Raw genomic sequence first — 16,674 nt, 5'->3', positions numbered from 1 at the left:
ATTAGCTTAACCGGTTAAACTGGTGTTCTGGAGCCTGGAAGCAGGCGGGCTCTCGTCAACTCAACCAGGACGACTGCATGGTACACGCTCGATCTGTGGAAAATGAATTTCGGTTCAACTCGGGGCGGCTGTCACTGGATTTGGCAGCAACCGTCCGTCGGCGTGCGTCGGTGCCAAAGGACGTCCTGGCAGTTTCCGGCGCGTGTGGGCGGTGGTTGAGGGCGGCTGGCCTTTTTGCAGATTATCCGAAGCTATCGAGCGAGAGTGAGGCGCAACTCTTGGAGTTGCGAGAAGCGATCTGGAGATTGGTGAAAGGCTCGATGGAGGGCAATCTCCCGGACGGCGCGGTCGCAGTAGTAAATGATGCCGCACGGTATCCGTTGGGCACACCGCAGCTGAATTCTGTATCTGGCACCGTTTCCGTCATTTCAGAGGATCCGTTTGCGACTACGCTCTCAATTATTGCGCGCGATGCAATCGAGCTCGTAACCGGGCCTTTGCGTCATCGTGTGAAAGCGTGTGACCAACCCGATTGCGCAATGCTATTCGTGGACACTTCGCCGACGGGACAACGTCGATGGTGTTCGATGCAGCGTTGTGGCAGCCGCGCGAAAGCACACACATTCAAGCGCAGGCATGAACTGTCCCCGGGCCAATAAAACTGGCAGAGCGTTTGATGCTCATAAAATAAAGCTTTACTGGTTACATCATCGCCTGCAGCCCCCCAAAAAAGCCATACCCGACTCGCAAATTTGACGCGACCACAAGATTTGACGCCCGCGTGCATGTCGGTCACATGTGCCAGAACCTTGTGCCGGCCGGCAAGACCAACATCACAAAGCCAGCAGGCTCGCCAGAACGAACTGCAGCACAACGGAGTCGGGCCTGCCTCCGGACACTACGAAATTCGATGACGAGCGAGCGATCCCGCTGGACTCAGTCCCTTGAGCCTCAGTTCAATCACGATCGGCGTGCGCTCCTATTGCGGTAGCCGACAATACACGCGAGCCAAGGCTTCGAGCTTCGTTAGCCAGGGCTTCTCCATCCGCGGATTGCTCAGTTCGCCAAGGTGGTCTTGGCGCTCCGTTCACGAGCGAAGTTCTGTTGCTTCGCATTGCAGGGTGCTGTCCTCTTTGTCATCTTCGTGCGGCAGTCGCCGGACGCTCGAGCGAATGGGTTCGGACCGCCTTGATTGAATTTGTCTTCGTATTCGCCCGTCACGTTGAAGCGGACTCGCGACGGACTTCAGACGCCCTCGCCAACATTCGTCCCTGACTGCTGCCACTTGGCTTGCTCCATGTATCTTCCCATAAACCTTACATCTCGGTGTCCAACTTTCGGGTTTCAGTTCAATTCCGGTGGGGATCAGATTGCCATCTATGGCCCCTTACGAGTCAACCGTTCTGGGCATTCGCGTACGTAGAACGATAGAACTCAAACACCGCTGTTCCGACGCCCTCTCCAAGGGAGCGGAGCGGTTCATTGATCGTATCAAAGGAGATGGAGTGAGACGGCGCTCGTCGAACAAGCGCACCATCCATCGATTGCCCACATCTGTAACCTTTAATATGTGATTTCAGGGGTAAACACTGAGTAGCAATTTGCGTCTGTCATATATAAACCGGTTATACTGGTTTATGAATGCAGACAATGAATGAGTCAAGGTCGTACATCCGTGTTTGATGTCTCTGCGGATTTGTCGAGGCTTCATCACCGACCGGTGGATAGGGACAGAGAGCAGCAGTGCTTACGGTGATCGTTATAACCGTAGTATTCCTGAGTAACCGGATGCTCTGATGTAGTGATATTGCGCCGCACAATTCGGTATGCGAATTTCACATTCTCAAACGCATAAACGGGGCTGCGCACGCTCGTGACTCTTGTCTATTCTTCTTTACATGTCGACGAGGCGCGACACGTGAAGGAAATCGCCCGCTAAAGGCAATGGGTGTTGGTGCGCCGCTGTGCGTTGACCGGCGGTCCATGAAGTATTAATTTTGGATAGCGAATGGAGGAGAGTGATGTTCTGCGCAGAGGGTAATGAGGTCGACATTGATCTTGCAACGTTGACCGTAGAGAGCCTCCAGGAAGGCTTTCGGACTGGACAATTCACGGCTGAGTCAGTCGCAAAAGCATGTTTCAAAAGGATTGAGCAGTACAATCCGAAATACAATGCTTTGATATTTCTTAACCCGACGGCGATCGACGACGCACGTGAAATTGACAGGCGGCGGGCGGCAGGCGAGGCGTTAGGTCCTTTGGCGGGTGTTCCTGTCGTGATCAAAGATGCCATGGATATGGTTGGGTTTCCAACCACGGCTGGATGGTCAAAGCTGTATAGCAAAACTGGCGGCATCGACCTTCTGCCGTCCAGGGATGCGCCGGTTGTTGCGCGCATGCGTGCCGCCGGCGCAGTTATGCTTGGAAAGACGAATGTTCCTATCTTGAGCAGGTCGGGCACTCACGCCAATGATAGCTGGGCAGGTCCCACCTTCAATGTTGTGATGCCTGATCGGGTGCCCGGTGCAAGCAGTGCCGGCTCGGCTGCCGCTGTCGCGTCGGGAATGGCAGTTATCGGTTTGGCAGAAGAGACGGGGGGCTCCATTCAGAATCCCGCGTCAGCTCAAGACCTGGTCAGTATTAAGCCCACTATGGGGCTTGTCCCGAATGCTGGTGTCGTTCCATTGTCAGGCAATCGAGATGTGGTTGGCCCAATAGCCCGCACGGTAAGAGACGCTGCACTTTGTCTTGACGTACTCGCCGGTTACAGTTCTGAAGACCCGAAAACGCTGGCTGCAGTCGGGCATCAACCGGAACACGGCTATACATCGTTACTCAGTGCGGATGCTCTTGAAGGCAAACGTCTTGGTCTCTATGGGCCGGGTTGGCGTAACCAGCCACTGTCTGACGAGGCCGCGGTGTTATATGAACGCGCAAAGCGCGAGCTCCAGTCTTTGGGGGCAGTGTTGATCGAGGATCCGTTTGCCGGTTCGGGGTTTGCTGATCTCCGGGAACCGACTCCCCCAACCCCTAACTTCGATGCTCGTGGAATGGAGTCGATTCCCTATGACCTCCATCAATATTTTCGACGGCTCGGAGGCAAATCCGCGGTGAAAACGTTCTCCGAATTCGCGTCGCTAGTGGCTGACGCAGACGTTTTTGGCCCCAATGGCATGTTGAATTTCATGCAAAGTCTGCCACAATTTACGGCTGCGCTTGCCGACCCTGAGAGTCCCCCTGACATTTCTGCGTTCATTACGTTAAAAGCGCGCTATATGCGCATCTTTAACAAGGTCTTGTCGGAGGCAAAATTAGACGCGCTTGTCTTTCCCCAGATGCGTTGCGAGCTACCGCCACTTTTTGGCGGAGAAACGATCCAAGAGACCACCGTCGGAGAAATTAATATTGCGGGCTTCCCGGGCATAACGGTGCCCGCGGGTTATTATGCGTCTGGTTCTCCATTCGGACTTATCTTTGTCGGTCGGGAATGGTGCGAGGCAGAACTTCTGGGTTTGGCATATGCGTACGAGACTGCAACGCATCATCGGAACGTTCCGGGGCTATAGGCTTCGGAGTTTGCTAAACGCAAACCTGGTGGGGTCGCTGGCGGTGTGAGCATCGTCGAAGGTGCCCTTTGGTGGCAGGGGGCACATCGAAACCAGGGTCGGTGACAGGTGCTCGCCTGTCGATCGAGGGTGTTGACCGGGAGCGATATGAGTGTGTGCGACGCCAGTTGTCCGGCGCCGCCACATCGGTGCGCTGTAAGCACCCCGACAAGGTCATTGGTTCTCATGCCATTACCCGCACGTGTGCCGCAAGCGCCTTGAGCCCCCTATGGATGTTGACCTTGACGGCGGATTCCGACAGTCCGCTCAATTGGGCGGCTTCCGCGATCGATAGTCCCTGCAGCTTGACGTGAAAAATCGAAAGCCGTTGCTTGTCAGGCAACTGATCGAGCAATTTTTCGATATCGCGACGGGCCTCGAGCGGTTCGTGGTCGGACTCTGAGAAGAGTTCTTCGTGGTCGTCGAGCGGCTCATGCAGCGACTCTCGCTTTGCCCGCGTCCTGAAGAAATCCATCAATTTATACCTCGCTATCGCGTGAACCCATGCCGTCAGCGGTTCATCCGGATGGTAGGTATGACGAGCATTGTGCACGGCCAACAGGATTTCCTGGATGATATCCTCCACATCCTCTTGATGCCGGGGAATCCGCTTGCGTAGATAGCCCCTCAGGAATCGCGTCAGCTCCTCCAGGAACAAGCGGTACGCTGGCTCATTGCCTGCCTGACCACCGACGAACAACGCTTTCAGACGCAGCTCTGCGGAATGCACGGCCTTCTCTCCGTCATACTGCAGCCTGGCCCAGGACCGCTTTCGCGCGCGCCGCTTGGGGAGGATCGCCGCGCGGCGGTCGATTGGTAGCAGGACCAAACAGGAGGACTATCATGATGTGCGGGTGCGTTACGTTCACCCACTGGGAGTGCGCGTCACTGCTGCCTCCGGTCAACCGATGCGTTCGCTACCCTGTTTACGTCATTTTAGATCATTTGTTTTAGAATATCGTGACATTCGTGACGCTGTAATCGTGGCTGGTAGCACGATGGGTAATGCTGGAGGCGACATGGCCCGACCCCGGGAGTTTGACGAAAACACCGTGCTTGACGCGGCGGTCCACCGGTTCTGGATGTATGGCTATGAGGCGACTTCCGTCCGTGACCTGGCTCAGGACATGGGGATGACCAGCGCAAGCCTCTACAACGCGTTTGGCGACAAACGATCGCTGTTTCGGCGTGCTCTGGCGCACTACGTTGAAAACAGCTTTGGAGACAGGGTTTCGCGATTCGAGCGGAATCTCCCGCCTCGTGAAGCCATTAAGAGATTCTTTAAGGAGATCATCGATTGCTCGGTCCGTGACAGCGACCGCAAAGGCTGTCTGCTTGTCAATTCGGCGCTTGAAGTCGCGCCACATGATCCTGACTTTCAGGCGATGATTGCCGACGTACTGGTGAAGGTCGAAGCGTTTTTTCTGCGCTGCGTTCAGGCGGGGCAACGCTCGGGCGAGATTGCGGCTGCGCACTCCGCCGATGATCTCGCCCGGCTATTGCTGGGTGTGCACCTCGGCCTGCGGGTGCTGGCCCGTTCGCGGCCGGAGCGCACTTTGCTGGAGGGGATGGTACGTCCGGCGCTGGCACTTCTGGATCCCGGCTCGACGGGCAGGAAGGTCAAATGATTGCCGATCGACCGTGACTGGACTGTGCGCTCGATGGTCCACGACTCCATGGCGGATACCGATCTGAAATCGGCAGGCGAGATTCGTGCCGGAATACATGAAACACGACGCTCAGCGGGTTTCCTCAGACGCATTGAGGCGTAAGCGCCGCGGGCGCCCCCTTGTGCGCGATTGCATCGTCGATATTGGATTGAAGCCGCATTTCTCCAGGGGGAATGCGGTTCCTTACTGGAACGATATGAAAGGGCGTCACCAGCGCAGATACCACGGCGCAATGGACGCGCCGATCCCCGCGGTGATGGCGACCGCGAGTACGTACCAGACACTCCAGAACGGCACGGCCATCTCGGGTGAATACAGGGAGTAGACAAGCAGACCCTGAGCCCCGGCAAGCAGACCCGAACCCGCGCCGGCCAGCGCAAGCCGGGTGGGCGCGAGTCGCCTCATCGCGTGCATCATGGCGGCCAGCGACGGCAGAGACAACAGGACGACGCTCGCGGTGGTGTTGCGCCACGTCGTCCCGAGGACCAGTTGCAGGCGATAGCCAGGGGGCGTCGCCAGCAGAATACCGAGGGCGACCAGTGACATTGAGATGATGGGTAGCGCGACTGCAATCCAGGCGAGCTTGAGCGGAGCACCGGGGCGTCCGAGCCGTTCGGAGAGCTTCATGGCCGTCAAGATCGTCGCGAGGGGAAAGGCCAGTCGTGCCCAGAACATCGACGTGAGGATCAGCTCCGGCATGTCGCTTCGGATACCGTATAGTGCGACGAGCAATCCGGTGCCACCCGCGAGGCCGGTCATCAGCGCACGGTTGAGCAGCTTCGGGACAGCGTTACGGTCGACGGGCGACATGTCGCCAGCCAGCCGAACGATAAGTTCGCGCGTTTTCATGTCCTGTGGGAACGGTCCCCAAGAAGATAGTCGATCGAGATCCGTCCAGGGCCCCATGCGGCAATACCGAGCGCCATCGCCGCCCAGGTGATGTGAATCGGCCAGCCGTCTGGAACCGTCAGTTCGATCATGCAAGTCATCAGCAGCAGGCCCACTGCTGCGAAACGCGTGCCGACACCGAGCACGAGCAGGGCGGGAAATGTGACCTCGCCGCAAGCCGAAAGAAATGCGAAGACAGCGGGCGCCGGAAAAGGATACGGGCCTCCTGGCAGGTGAAGGCGAAATTCATCGGTGAACAGATCGATAGCCGTGTCGTTGAGCTGCAAGAAGCCGTGCCATTTGAGCACGCCCGATTTCCAGAAAGGCACGGCGAGCGCTATGCGCATTACCAGTTGCACGAACCAGGGTTGCGCGAACCTTTCGACGAGATGCCGCGCACGTACGATAGCCATCGTGATCATACCCAGGACGGATGGCTTCGGATCTTGTCGGGTTGACATCGTGATTGACCTCCGGGTTGAACTGAGGTGAACACACCGGCCGAGCTCCGGCGCGCGTATTAGCAGGATTCAATGAACGACGGGAAATTCCGGCCGTACTCGAACAGCAGGTTCCAGTGAACCATTGAGCGTTTGCGCAGGTACGACGGGAACAGCCAAGCTCTTGCGCCGCTCTGGTCATGGTGGAGTCGTTCATGGCTGTTCCCGTGTGCTCTCGTCGCTTGTTCGATCAGGACTTGATTGGCGTCAGCGAACCGTGGCCACCGCCCGGTACCTGTATGCTCACGCAGGTGCCGCCCTGAACGAACTTCCACGAGTTGCCCTGGAAGTCCATCGTAGACGTACCCTGGCACGTCGTACCCGGACCGGCGGCACAATCGTTTTGCCCCTTCAGTGCGACGCCGAAGCACTTCTCCTTGTGAGCCGCGAGGGCGGCGTCCATTTCCGCCTTCGTGAGCGGTGCTGCATGAGCTGTCGACGCCAGGAGGCTTGCGACCGCGCCAGCGAGCAGGGCGGAACTGACAGTTGTCTTTGCGGACATCGAAGTTCTCCAGAATATTGGGAGGAAGTATCCACGAGGGATACCTATCCTAATTCGTGGGTGCGGGTGCTCTGGTTACAGCAGATTTCGCTTTTCTTTTCGAGTTTTCGGGACACGCCATCGCCACCATGCCCACATGGGAACGAATACCGGGTTGGTGTAACCAGCGCGTCCCGATTGACGAACCAAATCCATCATGTCCGACGACACTCATCGTCCCCGGCACATACCTGATTCCTCCCGCAAGCGCTGCGCTGGACGCATGTTTGGGAACGTGCGAGACTTTTTATCGTCAGGGTCGATTTTCTGAGCGCGCCTGGCTTCGACCTTTCGACGCAGTCCAGTTCGAAAATGGTGCAAGAGGAATTGATTGCGCTGCAGACAAGAGGAGTAGTCCCCGCGTCGGCCTGGACAACAAGTCAGGTCACGCGCAGTCCGAGTAAAAAAATCATGGCCCGTGTAACCGGAGACGTCACGGATACGAACTAGCCTGTGTACCTGCCACGGGTACTTTTCGTTCCGGCCACTGGAGGGGTCTCATGTCCGCAAGGCTCAACGTCGGTACTGCCATGCTCGCAGTTCCCGTGCAGGGTTTATTGACCCCCGATCAAGTCCTGATCGCGCAGGCAACATGCGAGAGGAGCTGAGACGGCCATGAGCGATTCCATTAGTACAGCAACGGTTGACAGGTATGGTCCGCCGCGCACCGAGACAGCTCGACAAGTGCTCGCCGGTACAAGCTTCAAGCATGAGCACCTTGCGGCCATTCTCCAGAATGGGCTGCAGGACGGGTTCTTCGAAGTTCACGCCGAGAACTACATGGGCGCGGGCGGACCGCCCCATCATGCGCTTGGGGCGATCCGCGTGGACTATCCACTGTCCATACACGGTGTGTGCATGTCAATAGGAGGGCATGACGCACTCGACACGCAGCACCTGAGGCGCTTCGAAACTCTCGTACGCCGCTACGAGCCTGAATTCGTCTCTGAGCATCTGGCATGGTCCTCACACGCCGGCACGTTTTACAACGACCTGCTGCCCCTGCCATACACAAGTGAAACACTGCGCAGGGTGTGCGCACACATCGATCAGGTGCAAGAGGCCATCAGACGCCCGCTCCTGCTCGAAAACCCGTCCACCTATGTCGCTTTCGGCTCGTCAACCATGAGCGAGCCGGAGTTTATCCAGGCGGTCGCGCAACGAACGGGCTGCGGCCTGCTGCTGGACGTGAACAACGTTTTCGTCTCAGCGGTCAATCACGGCTATTCCGCGACCGCATACCTCGCAGAATTTCCGCTCGGAAATGTCCGCGAAATCCATCTGGCCGGACACAGCGAGCAGCGCGATGACGAAGATGCGCCACTGCTGATCGACAGCCACGACCGCGCGATTTCAGACGAAGTCTGGAAACTCTACGAGGAAGTACTCGCCCGCACCGGACCGATACCCACGCTCATCGAATGGGACAGCAAGCTGCCCGAGTGGCCTGGGCTACGGGCACAGGCGCAGAAGGCCCACAGCATCCTCATGAGACAAGCAAAAGCTGCTGCGGGGACGTTTGGTCATGCAGTCTGAGCACCCGCCCCGTATGTTTGACACATCCTACGCGTGCTTGTTTGCACCGGGACTGACAAACCCCGCAGTCGCAGCGCCAGCCGACGTCATTGCGGTACACGGCAAAGGCGTCGTCAATCGCTACAACGTGTACCGCAATAACGTCACCGTCAGCCTCATTGACGCGCTGGCCGCGATATACCCGGCTGTCCAGCGCATTACAGGCACGGAGTTCTTCAGGGCGATGGCGCGCTTTTACGTTCGCGCCAGGCCGCCGGCTTCGCCGCTGCTGTTCGAATACGGACGCGATTTTCCGGATTTCATCGCATCCTACGAGTATGCGCGCGAGATGCCATGGCTCGCCGATACCGCGCGCATTGAACGGGCATGGCTGGATGCCTATCACGCCGAGGATCTGCCTGCCCTTGCGGCCGAAGCGCTTGCGCATATCGACCTGTCGGATCTGGGACAGCTGCGGTTCAAGCCGCATCCGGCCACGCGTATCGTCCGGTCTCCTTATCCGGCTGTTTCAATCTTCGCGATGAACCGCAAGGATGAGCCTGTTTCTCCGCTCTGTTCGAGCGATGCAGAGGACGCGCTCGTCACACGTCCGGGCCAGGATGTCATCGTCTCGCGTTTGCCGGCAGGCGGTGCAGTATTGCTTGGTGCGCTCGTCATGGGAGAAACGCTTGGCGCTGCTGTTCAGATGGCCTTCGAGGAAACCGATTCCTTCGATCTTGCTGCCAATCTGGCAGGCATGCTCTCCGTCGGTGCCTTTACCGGCATTCGACACTGACCACGACCGCGAGGCCCCGTTGAACATCGTGAGCAACTATAGTCCGTGGATCTTGAGCTATCGATCGGATTGACTTTTCTGTTCCTTAAATCGGCCAGCCTTGGGTCGCATGTGCGCGTCTGAGTCAACGCATTCGCCTGAAGATGTGCTTATTCCGTCTGCCCATCTGATGCGCGTCCACCGGCCTCTCCAGATGGGCAGCTATTTCTGGCCAGGACTGCCGAAATGTTTACGTAGATCCATATCGATTCGTATTCCTGAGCATAGTGGCCTTTACCGATCTCATCCCGCACTTTCAGAGGGCTTGGTATCGATCACGTTATGCCTATGTGCCGATACCCGCGTTCAGGCTCGGCTGCCCCTGGAGAACCGCTATGACCAGGATCGTTGTTTCGCGTGCTCTTGCAATTGGCGCGACCTTGCAAAAAGTCCTTGTACCATGGCTCCTGCTGTTTGGCCGTTTGTGGTTTGGGCAGAGCCTGTTTGTCCATCAGATCATGACAATGGCGACGGCGCATCATGCGCTGCAATCCGCGAACCCGACACTGTATGTGCCGTCTTCCGTTGATGCGGCGCTGCACGGGATTGCACCGCTCTTGCTTGCGGCGGGTCTGTTGACTCGTCCCACGTCCCTGGTTCTGGTCATTCTCTCCGAATTTCACGGCCTGCAGGGTGTGGGACTGTATCCGGAAGGCGCGAAACTCATCTTGCTCACGTGGCTGGTTGTTTTCGGTCCGGGAGCGCTTTCGCTCGACGCATTGCTGCGAAGGGGAGCGGGAGAGATTCCTCTCGCGCCAGTCAGGCTCGTTCGCAACCTGTACGCGTGGATCGGGCGATACATCCCTGCAGGCTTCCTGATACTCGTGCGTATCGGCGCCGCGGCAGGTCTTGCGTCAGCGATGCTGCCCGTTCTTCAGGACGGTAGCGGCTTTCCGGCGTCGGGTATGGCCTGGCTTGCCGCGCTATGTGCATGCTGCATCGCATCCGGATTCATGACCCGCATTTTTTCGGGTGTCGCCGCCGCCATGATCCCGCTGGCGGGCATTGCCATGTCGATGGATGATCGATTTGCCGTTCTCCTGATCTTTCTGCTGCTCTCTGCCGAAGGTCCCGGTCCATTTTCACTGGACGCCTTGTTGATCTGGATAGTCAGTCGCCTGGTGCCACCAGAAGACGATGCGATATCGGGCGACGCACCCCACATCGTCGTAGTTGGCGGTGGTTTCGGAGGTGTCGCAGTCGTGCAGGGGCTGCGCCATGAGCGCTGCCGGATTACCCTCATTGATCGGAACAACCATCATCTGTTTCAGCCCTTACTCTATCAGGTGGCAACGGCCGCACTGTCGGCGCCACAGATCGCAACGCCGATCCGCAGCCTGTTCCGCAACCAGCCCAATGTTCAGGTTCGGCTTGGTGAAGTCACAGGAGTCGATGTTCAGGCTCAGGAAGTCGTGCTTGGTGCTTCACGGATCCGATACGATTACCTCGTGCTTGCCACTGGCGCACGTCATGGCTACTTCGGCCGGGACGACTGGGCCCGGTCTGCGCCCGGGCTCAAGAGTATCCCGGACGCGATGTCCATCAGAAGTCGCATCCTCAGGGCGTTTGAGGAGGCGGAAAACACCGGGGACGAAGCGGATCGCCAGGCGTGTCTGACGTTCGTCATTGTCGGTGGTGGCCCCACCGGAATTGAGCTTGCGGGGGCCATCGCCGAACTTGCGCGCCACGGCTTGGAACAAGAATACCGTTCGGTAGATCCGTCCGCGGCAAGGGTGATCCTCCTGCAGTCTGGTCCCCGGGTCCTTCCCGCGTTTCCGGCCTCGCTTTCCGAAGCGGCAGCGCAGTCCCTGCGCGCGCTCGGCGTGGAGGTCTGTCTCGAAACAAAGGTCACCGCTGTCGACGCCTCGGGGGTCGTCGCGGGTGATCGATACATTCCTGCGCGTACCACGTTGTGGGCCGCAGGCGTCACCGGGTCACCCGCAGCCAGGTGGCTCGGGGCGCCAGCCGACGCATCGGGCAGATTGATCGTCGGGAGCGACCTGTCCGTACCCGGACTGCAGAACATCTACGCGATCGGCGACACCGCGTTGACCCTGAGCTGGCACGGCAAGCCGGCGCCGGGACTCGCTCCCGCAGCAAAGCAACAAGGGCGATACGTCGCGCGTGTGATCACCGCGCGGATCCGTCGTCTACGTTCCCCGTTGCCGTTCCAGTACCGGCATCTGGGTAGCCTTGCGACAATCGGACGACAGGCTGCGGTCGCAGACGTCGGTGGCATCCGTATATCAGGAGCCATGGCGTGGTGGTTCTGGGGGGCCGCGCATATCGCCTTCCTTGTGGGAGGCCGCAACCGGTTTGCCGTCATTCTCGACTGGCTCTGGGCCTATCTCACGTATCGGCACAGTTCCCGCCTGATCACCACGACCTCATCAGAAAACGACTTGTGACACCAGGTTGACGAACCGGCAAGCGGCTGTTTGCGGCACGCCGCTCTACCAACCAACATCGGTTGACCTGCGCGCCGATAGTCGAAGGCGCGCCTTGTGTTGCGACCTCGTCGGGCGTCGGCGATTACCGCTCACGCACTGGACTCAATACAGGTCCACCAATCGCATCAGGTAAAAAGATGAGCCTCTCTGTAACCAGTACCCCGGCGCCAACGTACTAACACGCGTACCCGCTGCGGGTACTTTCATCCCAAGCCCCTACTGGAGATATGCCATGTCCGCAAAAGCTACTGTCACATCCGCCCTGCTCGCAAGCGCTGTTGCGAGCCTGATTGCATCGGTTGCTCACGCCGCGCCGCTGACCAAAGCTGAAGAGAGCGCCGCCATCGCGGCACACAAGGAGAAATGCTTCGGCGTCGCGCTGAAGGGCCAGAATGACTGCGCGGCCGGTCCCGGAACGACCTGCCAGGGCACCTCGACGATGGACTTCCAGGGTAACTCCTGGAAGTTCGTTCAGGGCGGCACCTGCACGAGCATCCAGGTGCCAGGCGGCGGACACGGCTCGCTCACAGCGATTAAGTCCTGATCACCCCGACAATCAGCGAGAGGAGCGGGGACGACCATGCGGGACTGCACCTGCATGGCGGCATGCATACCCTTGCAGCTCGTCCCCAACTCACACCACGAGGCAGAAGTTTAGTCGCCTGGATCCAGGTCGTTCATCCGTTCGGTAGTCCAAGGAAATGAACAGTAGAAGCGCGCCTCGAGGCTAATTTCGGATTCCATATCATTCAGCAAACCCAGAGTGTGAACATGATGTCTACCACCGAAAACCCCAGACCCTCGGTCCGGCGTATTGCTGCAACGGGCGTCGTGTGCGTCCGACGTCTCGTCGAACGGCTCGCGCAGCCGTGGCTGGTGCAACTAGCGTTACGTATTGCACTGGCAGTCCCGTTCTGGAAGTCCGGTATCCTCAAATGGCACGGCTTCTTTCATCTGAGCGATACGGCAATCACGCTTTTCACGGACGAATTCATGCTGCATTTGCCGGGCGGGCCGTACCCGTTTCCAGCGCCAGCTGTGTTTGCGTTCCTGTCGGCCTGCGGCGAGGTGGGCTTTCCTGTTCTGCTCGTACTTGGTATCGGTACGCGGTTTGCCGCCGTGGGGCTACTGCTGATGACGTGCATCATCGAACTGACCGTCCCGGACGGCTGGCCAGTCCACATCACCTGGGCCGCCATGGCCCTGGGAATTGCGGCTTGGGGACCCGGCCTCATCTCAATCGATTACCTCCTCGGTGACCGTTCGAGCCGTTCATGAACGCGCATGGCATCTGCGCGTAGGGTCCAGTTGGAGCACGACATCGCACCACAGCGTCGGCTCAGCGATGAGTCGTTCGATTTGCACGTTCATGGCCGGGAGCGCCCACGGGCGCTCCCGTTGATTAGCTGCAACGCATGATGAGGACCATCCAGGACGATGGAAGATTTATGATTGGAACCTGTCAATTTCGGACGTTATCTGGTTGATTTTCCGGATTCCAATCTAGTTACTCCAAAGGTTTCGTCGAGCCAGCCAACAATGTTGTGCACGGTATCACCATAAAACGTGCGGTACTGTTCCTTTGAGACGTAGCCGATGTGTGGCGTAGCCAGCACGTTGTCGAACTGGCGCAGCGGATGAGGGTTATCGAGCGGCTCGACGTCGTAGACGTCCAACGCCGCGCCGGCGATTCGGTTAGTCCTGAGCGCCTCGATCAGTGCGCTAGCGTCGACGATTGGGCCACGAGAGGTATTGATTAGCCGGCTCGTCGGCTTCATCCTCGCCAGTTCAGCGGTACCGACAAGATGATGGGTGCGAGGACTGAGACGGACGTGAATGGACAGAAAATCGGACGTCGAGAACAACTCGTCTTTTGTGACGTACCTTACGCCGTGTCTTGCGGCGGCTTCCGCCGTCAGGTTCTGGCTCCACGCGGCGACATCCATTCCGAACGCGCGCCCGATCACACCGACTGCCGACCCGACCCGCCCGAGGCCCAACAGCCCCAGCGTCTTTCCAGCCAGTTCGTCTCCCACAGAGCGTTGCCATCCACCCTGGCGCAATGACAGATTTTCCTGCACAACGTTACGTGCCATCGACAAAAGGAGGGCCCACGTGAACTCGATCGTGGGGGTAGACGAGTATCCCGTGTGGCGAATCTCGATACCAAGATCTTTGGCTGCCTCTTCATCGAGGGACGCGTTCGCAAGTCCCGTCGAAGCGATAAGTTTGAGGTTAGGAAGCTTTTCAAGTACGTCGCGTGACAATGGTGTACGCTCGCGCATCACGCATACGACGTCGAACGGCCTTAGACGTTCAACTACAGCACCAGAATCGCTAACGTGATCATTGAACACGCTGACGTTTGCGCGTCCGTCCAACAGGGACCAGTCGGCCAGGCTGAGAGAAACACCTTGATAGTCGTCGAGAACGGCTACATTGATGACGGGATACTTCATTGAAATAATTCCTTGGTCGTGTAAGTGAGTTGAGGCCCCGTATTAACGGTCCAACACCTAATAGGCGCAGCAGCGACCAGAGTGCGAATGCGAGAAAGCGGGTTAGTCGTGCGGCGGCGTGCGGAAGGCTCTTGCGTAGACGAAGTCGAGGTTCGTGAGTGCATCCGGGCACCGGCCAAGGGAAGATGCGGTGGGTTCTGCGATCGCCGCGTGCTCGCCAACGAACTGCAACTGGCGACGCCAGGAGACATCGTCGAGCGCGTTATGGCAGCGGCGCGGAACCGCAGGCGGAACATTTACGCGGAAACCGGCACGAGGGACTCGGCACGCTTGATGGCGCGCGCCACGGCCGGACGCGCAAGCACGTCTTCGTACCAGCGCGCAACGTTGCGCAGGCCGGCGAGGTCGAGCTCCGGATAGCTGCGGCGCCAGATCCACCCGAAGTGCGCGATATCGGCGATCGAATAGGCATCGCCGGCGACGAAGCGGTGCGAGGCGAGCACACCGTCGAGCAGCTTCAACTGCCGTTTCGCTTCGGTCGTAAACCGCTCGATCGCATGTGCATTGCCTTCCTTCGCAGTCTTCAGGAAGTATCCCGCCTGACCGAACGCGGGGCTCAGCCCCGAGGCATGAATGAACAGTTGCTCGAAGACGCGGGCGCGCGCAGGCGGTTCCTGCGGCAGCAATCGGCCGTGTTGCTCGGCCAGATAGACGAGGATGGCCGCGGATTCGGTCAACACGAAGTGATCGTCAACGAGAACGGGAACCTTGCCGTTCGGATTCAGCGCCAGATACGCTTCGCTCTGTTGCTCGCCCTTGCGGACATTGACGGGATGGAGTTCATAGTTGACCGACAATTCCTCGAGCGCGATCAGTGCCTTGATGCTGTTGGGCGTCGAGAAAGCGTGGACGTGGTACATGAGGCGATCCTTTTGGGAAAAGTGAGTACGAGAACAGATAGCGGTGTCACACCTGCGCAATGCCGCCATCGACAAATAGATCAATGCCCGCCACGAAGCTGCTGTCGTCCGATGCGAGGAACAGCACGGCGGAGGCGATCTCTTCGGGGCGGCCGATCCGCCCAAGCGGCGTGGCCGCGGCGAACTTCGCGCGCAGTTCGTCGGCTTCTGCGGAGTTCGAGACCTGGCTATCGATGATTGGTGTGTCGATCGCCCCAGGGCTGATTGCATTGACGCGGACTGCGCGATCCTTGAGTTCCATGGTCCAGGTCCGCGCCAGCGAGCGGACGGCGGCCTTGGCTGCGCTATAGGTGCCGTGTGACGGCAGGCCCTTCACGCCGGCGATCGAGCTCGTGAGGATGATGCTGCTCCCTCGCGGCATGAGTGGCAGAGCCTTTTGAACGGTGAAAATCAGGCCGCGAACATTGACGTCGAACGTCGCGTCGTAGTGCTCGGGCGAAATCTCATCGATCGTCCGATGCTCGATCGAACCGGAATTGGCAAACAGGACATCGACGTGGCCACGTTGCTCCCTGACGATCGAAAACAGGCGATCGAGATCATCCGGGCGTGTGACGTCGGCCTGCACGGCGGTGACGTTGCGGCCGATTTGCGCGAGCGCCTTGTCGAGCTCCGCCTGGCGCCTGCCGACGATGAATACAAAGGCCCCTTCGTCGACGAACCGCTGCGCCGTCGCGAGGCCGATTCCACTGCTGCCGCCGGTGATGACAGCCGTCTTGCCTTGAAGTCTGTTCACGCTGCTTTCCTCCTGGATGAGTCGCGCCGTGAAGCATTCCATCGAGGCGTCTCGTCGGGTAGCGGTTGGCGGCGATAGCTAAAATTCCGTTGCGGAATAAATCAAGCGGTGAACGCTGGATCCGCTTCACTTCATCGGCGAGTGCGCGCTCGACGCTCTGAGCATAGTTGGAACGGGTCCCCGTCGCCCCGGATGCGATGATGAACAATGGTGCGATTGATGGGGCCGAAATGGTTTTTTTCGTCTAGGGCAATGCTGATCAAGTCCGCCGCTCATGGCTGTCGTGCGTTATAGCGTGGACATGCAACGGCGAAAGCAAAAAACGATGAAGCAACTGACACTGGCGATGGCTGTCGATCAATGCGCGGGATTCGGCGCCCAGCGTAAGCCAACGCGACGTGAAGCATTTCTCGATGAGATGAACAGGCTCGTGCCGTGGGCGGAACTGTGCGCGGTGGTCGAGCCGTACTACCCGAAACGCGGGAACGGCCGCCC

Annotated in this window: 15 protein-coding genes and 1 pseudogene; 9 read left to right on the top strand and 7 right to left on the bottom strand. The window is 58.7% G+C overall.

Features of this window, described 5'->3' with window-relative positions; genetic code table 11:
* Positions 1-77: 77 nt before the first annotated feature.
* Both BO1_RS62140 and BO1_RS32290 read left to right on the top strand, forming a co-directional pair.
* Positions 78-659, top strand: a complete 582-nt coding sequence (locus tag BO1_RS62140; RefSeq protein WP_084688337.1) for a CGNR zinc finger domain-containing protein — start codon at positions 78-80, stop codon at positions 657-659.
* 1,362 nt (positions 660-2,021) lie between these two features.
* The gene (locus BO1_RS32290) at positions 2,022-3,566 is read left to right on the top strand and encodes an amidase (RefSeq protein WP_043287487.1); all 1,545 of its coding nucleotides are present in this window, start codon (positions 2,022-2,024) and stop codon (positions 3,564-3,566) included.
* 223 nt (positions 3,567-3,789) lie between these two features.
* Here the strand turns inward: BO1_RS32290 and BO1_RS32285 are convergent, their stop codons facing one another.
* Positions 3,790-4,359, bottom strand: coding sequence for a sigma-70 family RNA polymerase sigma factor (locus BO1_RS32285; RefSeq protein WP_281179222.1), 570 nt, complete (start codon positions 4,357-4,359; stop codon positions 3,790-3,792).
* 265 nt (positions 4,360-4,624) lie between these two features.
* On the opposite strand from BO1_RS32285, the gene BO1_RS32280 reads away from it, so the two are divergent.
* Positions 4,625-5,233: a TetR/AcrR family transcriptional regulator gene (locus BO1_RS32280; RefSeq protein ID WP_028221088.1), complete on the top strand. Its 609-nt coding sequence runs from the start codon at positions 4,625-4,627 to the stop codon at positions 5,231-5,233.
* Positions 5,234-5,482: 249 nt separating this feature from the next.
* Here BO1_RS32280 and BO1_RS32275 read toward each other — a convergent pair whose 3' ends face one another.
* The 3 genes from BO1_RS32275 to BO1_RS32265 all read right to left on the bottom strand — a co-directional run bounded on the left by BO1_RS32275 (position 5,483) and on the right by BO1_RS32265 (position 7,165).
* Positions 5,483-6,124, bottom strand: coding sequence for a DUF1109 domain-containing protein (locus BO1_RS32275; protein WP_028221087.1), 642 nt, complete (start codon positions 6,122-6,124; stop codon positions 5,483-5,485).
* Complete coding sequence (locus tag BO1_RS32270; protein ID WP_028221086.1) at positions 6,121-6,624, bottom strand: DoxX family protein; 504 nt, start codon at positions 6,622-6,624, stop codon at positions 6,121-6,123. The genes BO1_RS32275 and BO1_RS32270 overlap by 4 nt, the downstream gene beginning before the upstream one ends.
* A 229-nt stretch (positions 6,625-6,853) precedes the next feature.
* Positions 6,854-7,165, bottom strand: coding sequence for a BufA1 family periplasmic bufferin-type metallophore (locus BO1_RS32265; RefSeq protein ID WP_028221085.1), 312 nt, complete (start codon positions 7,163-7,165; stop codon positions 6,854-6,856).
* Between the two features lie 654 nt (positions 7,166-7,819).
* On the opposite strand from BO1_RS32265, the gene bufB reads away from it, so the two are divergent.
* From bufB to BO1_RS32240, 5 genes are all read left to right on the top strand, one after another.
* The gene (gene bufB / locus BO1_RS32260; RefSeq protein WP_028221084.1) at positions 7,820-8,740 is read left to right on the top strand and encodes an MNIO family bufferin maturase; all 921 of its coding nucleotides are present in this window, start codon (positions 7,820-7,822) and stop codon (positions 8,738-8,740) included.
* Between the two features lie 13 nt (positions 8,741-8,753).
* On the top strand, positions 8,754-9,515 hold the full coding sequence (locus BO1_RS32255) for an HvfC/BufC N-terminal domain-containing protein (protein WP_245643963.1): 762 nt from the start codon (positions 8,754-8,756) through the stop codon (positions 9,513-9,515).
* Between the two features lie 374 nt (positions 9,516-9,889).
* Complete coding sequence (locus tag BO1_RS58220; protein WP_084688335.1) at positions 9,890-11,962, top strand: FAD-dependent oxidoreductase; 2,073 nt, start codon at positions 9,890-9,892, stop codon at positions 11,960-11,962.
* A gap of 274 nt (positions 11,963-12,236) precedes the next feature.
* Positions 12,237-12,548, top strand: a complete 312-nt coding sequence (locus tag BO1_RS32245) for a BufA1 family periplasmic bufferin-type metallophore (RefSeq protein ID WP_028221081.1) — start codon at positions 12,237-12,239, stop codon at positions 12,546-12,548.
* A gap of 230 nt (positions 12,549-12,778) precedes the next feature.
* A complete protein-coding gene (locus tag BO1_RS32240) occupies positions 12,779-13,282 on the top strand; it encodes a DoxX family protein (RefSeq protein ID WP_028221080.1) in 504 nt (167 codons plus the stop codon).
* Positions 13,283-13,479: 197 nt separating this feature from the next.
* On the opposite strand, the gene BO1_RS53670 is transcribed toward BO1_RS32240, so the two are convergent.
* From BO1_RS53670 to BO1_RS32225, 3 genes are all read right to left on the bottom strand, one after another.
* Complete coding sequence (locus BO1_RS53670; protein WP_043287483.1) at positions 13,480-14,463, bottom strand: D-2-hydroxyacid dehydrogenase family protein; 984 nt, start codon at positions 14,461-14,463, stop codon at positions 13,480-13,482.
* A gap of 296 nt (positions 14,464-14,759) precedes the next feature.
* Positions 14,760-15,383: a glutathione S-transferase family protein gene (locus BO1_RS32230; RefSeq protein WP_028221079.1), complete on the bottom strand. Its 624-nt coding sequence runs from the start codon at positions 15,381-15,383 to the stop codon at positions 14,760-14,762.
* Positions 15,384-15,429: 46 nt separating this feature from the next.
* Positions 15,430-16,179 carry an SDR family NAD(P)-dependent oxidoreductase gene (locus BO1_RS32225; protein ID WP_028221078.1) on the bottom strand — a complete coding sequence of 250 codons (750 nt, stop codon included), beginning with the start codon at positions 16,177-16,179 and terminating at the stop codon, positions 15,430-15,432.
* A 325-nt stretch (positions 16,180-16,504) separates the two neighbouring features.
* Here BO1_RS32225 and BO1_RS61430 point away from each other — a divergent pair.
* Positions 16,505-16,674 (top strand): annotated as a pseudogene (locus tag BO1_RS61430) (IS5/IS1182 family transposase); the annotation flags it as partial.

Source organism: Paraburkholderia oxyphila NBRC 105797 (genome assembly GCF_000685075.1).
Classification (GTDB): Bacteria; Pseudomonadota; Gammaproteobacteria; order Burkholderiales; family Burkholderiaceae; genus Paraburkholderia; species Paraburkholderia oxyphila.
This window is presented reverse-complemented; position numbering and strand designations above follow the sequence as displayed.

Excerpts from the sequence above, each read along its gene's own strand:
- BO1_RS32255 (WP_245643963.1), top strand. The coding sequence starts at position 8,754 with ATGTTTGACACATCCTACGCGTGCTTGTTTGCACCGGGACTGACAAAC.
- BO1_RS32280 (WP_028221088.1), top strand. The coding sequence starts at position 4,625 with ATGGCCCGACCCCGGGAGTTTGACGAAAACACCGTGCTTGACGCGGCG.
- BO1_RS53670 (WP_043287483.1), bottom strand. The coding sequence starts at position 14,463 with ATGAAGTATCCCGTCATCAATGTAGCCGTTCTCGACGACTATCAAGGT.
- BO1_RS62140 (WP_084688337.1), top strand. The coding sequence starts at position 78 with ATGGTACACGCTCGATCTGTGGAAAATGAATTTCGGTTCAACTCGGGG.
- BO1_RS32240 (WP_028221080.1), top strand. The coding sequence starts at position 12,779 with ATGTCTACCACCGAAAACCCCAGACCCTCGGTCCGGCGTATTGCTGCA.
- BO1_RS32265 (WP_028221085.1), bottom strand. The coding sequence starts at position 7,165 with ATGTCCGCAAAGACAACTGTCAGTTCCGCCCTGCTCGCTGGCGCGGTC.
- BO1_RS32275 (WP_028221087.1), bottom strand. The coding sequence starts at position 6,124 with ATGAAAACGCGCGAACTTATCGTTCGGCTGGCTGGCGACATGTCGCCC.
- BO1_RS32230 (WP_028221079.1), bottom strand. The coding sequence starts at position 15,383 with ATGTACCACGTCCACGCTTTCTCGACGCCCAACAGCATCAAGGCACTG.
- BO1_RS32290 (WP_043287487.1), top strand. The coding sequence starts at position 2,022 with ATGTTCTGCGCAGAGGGTAATGAGGTCGACATTGATCTTGCAACGTTG.
- bufB (WP_028221084.1), top strand. The coding sequence starts at position 7,820 with ATGAGCGATTCCATTAGTACAGCAACGGTTGACAGGTATGGTCCGCCG.
- BO1_RS58220 (WP_084688335.1), top strand. The coding sequence starts at position 9,890 with ATGACCAGGATCGTTGTTTCGCGTGCTCTTGCAATTGGCGCGACCTTG.
- BO1_RS32245 (WP_028221081.1), top strand. The coding sequence starts at position 12,237 with ATGTCCGCAAAAGCTACTGTCACATCCGCCCTGCTCGCAAGCGCTGTT.
- BO1_RS32270 (WP_028221086.1), bottom strand. The coding sequence starts at position 6,624 with ATGTCAACCCGACAAGATCCGAAGCCATCCGTCCTGGGTATGATCACG.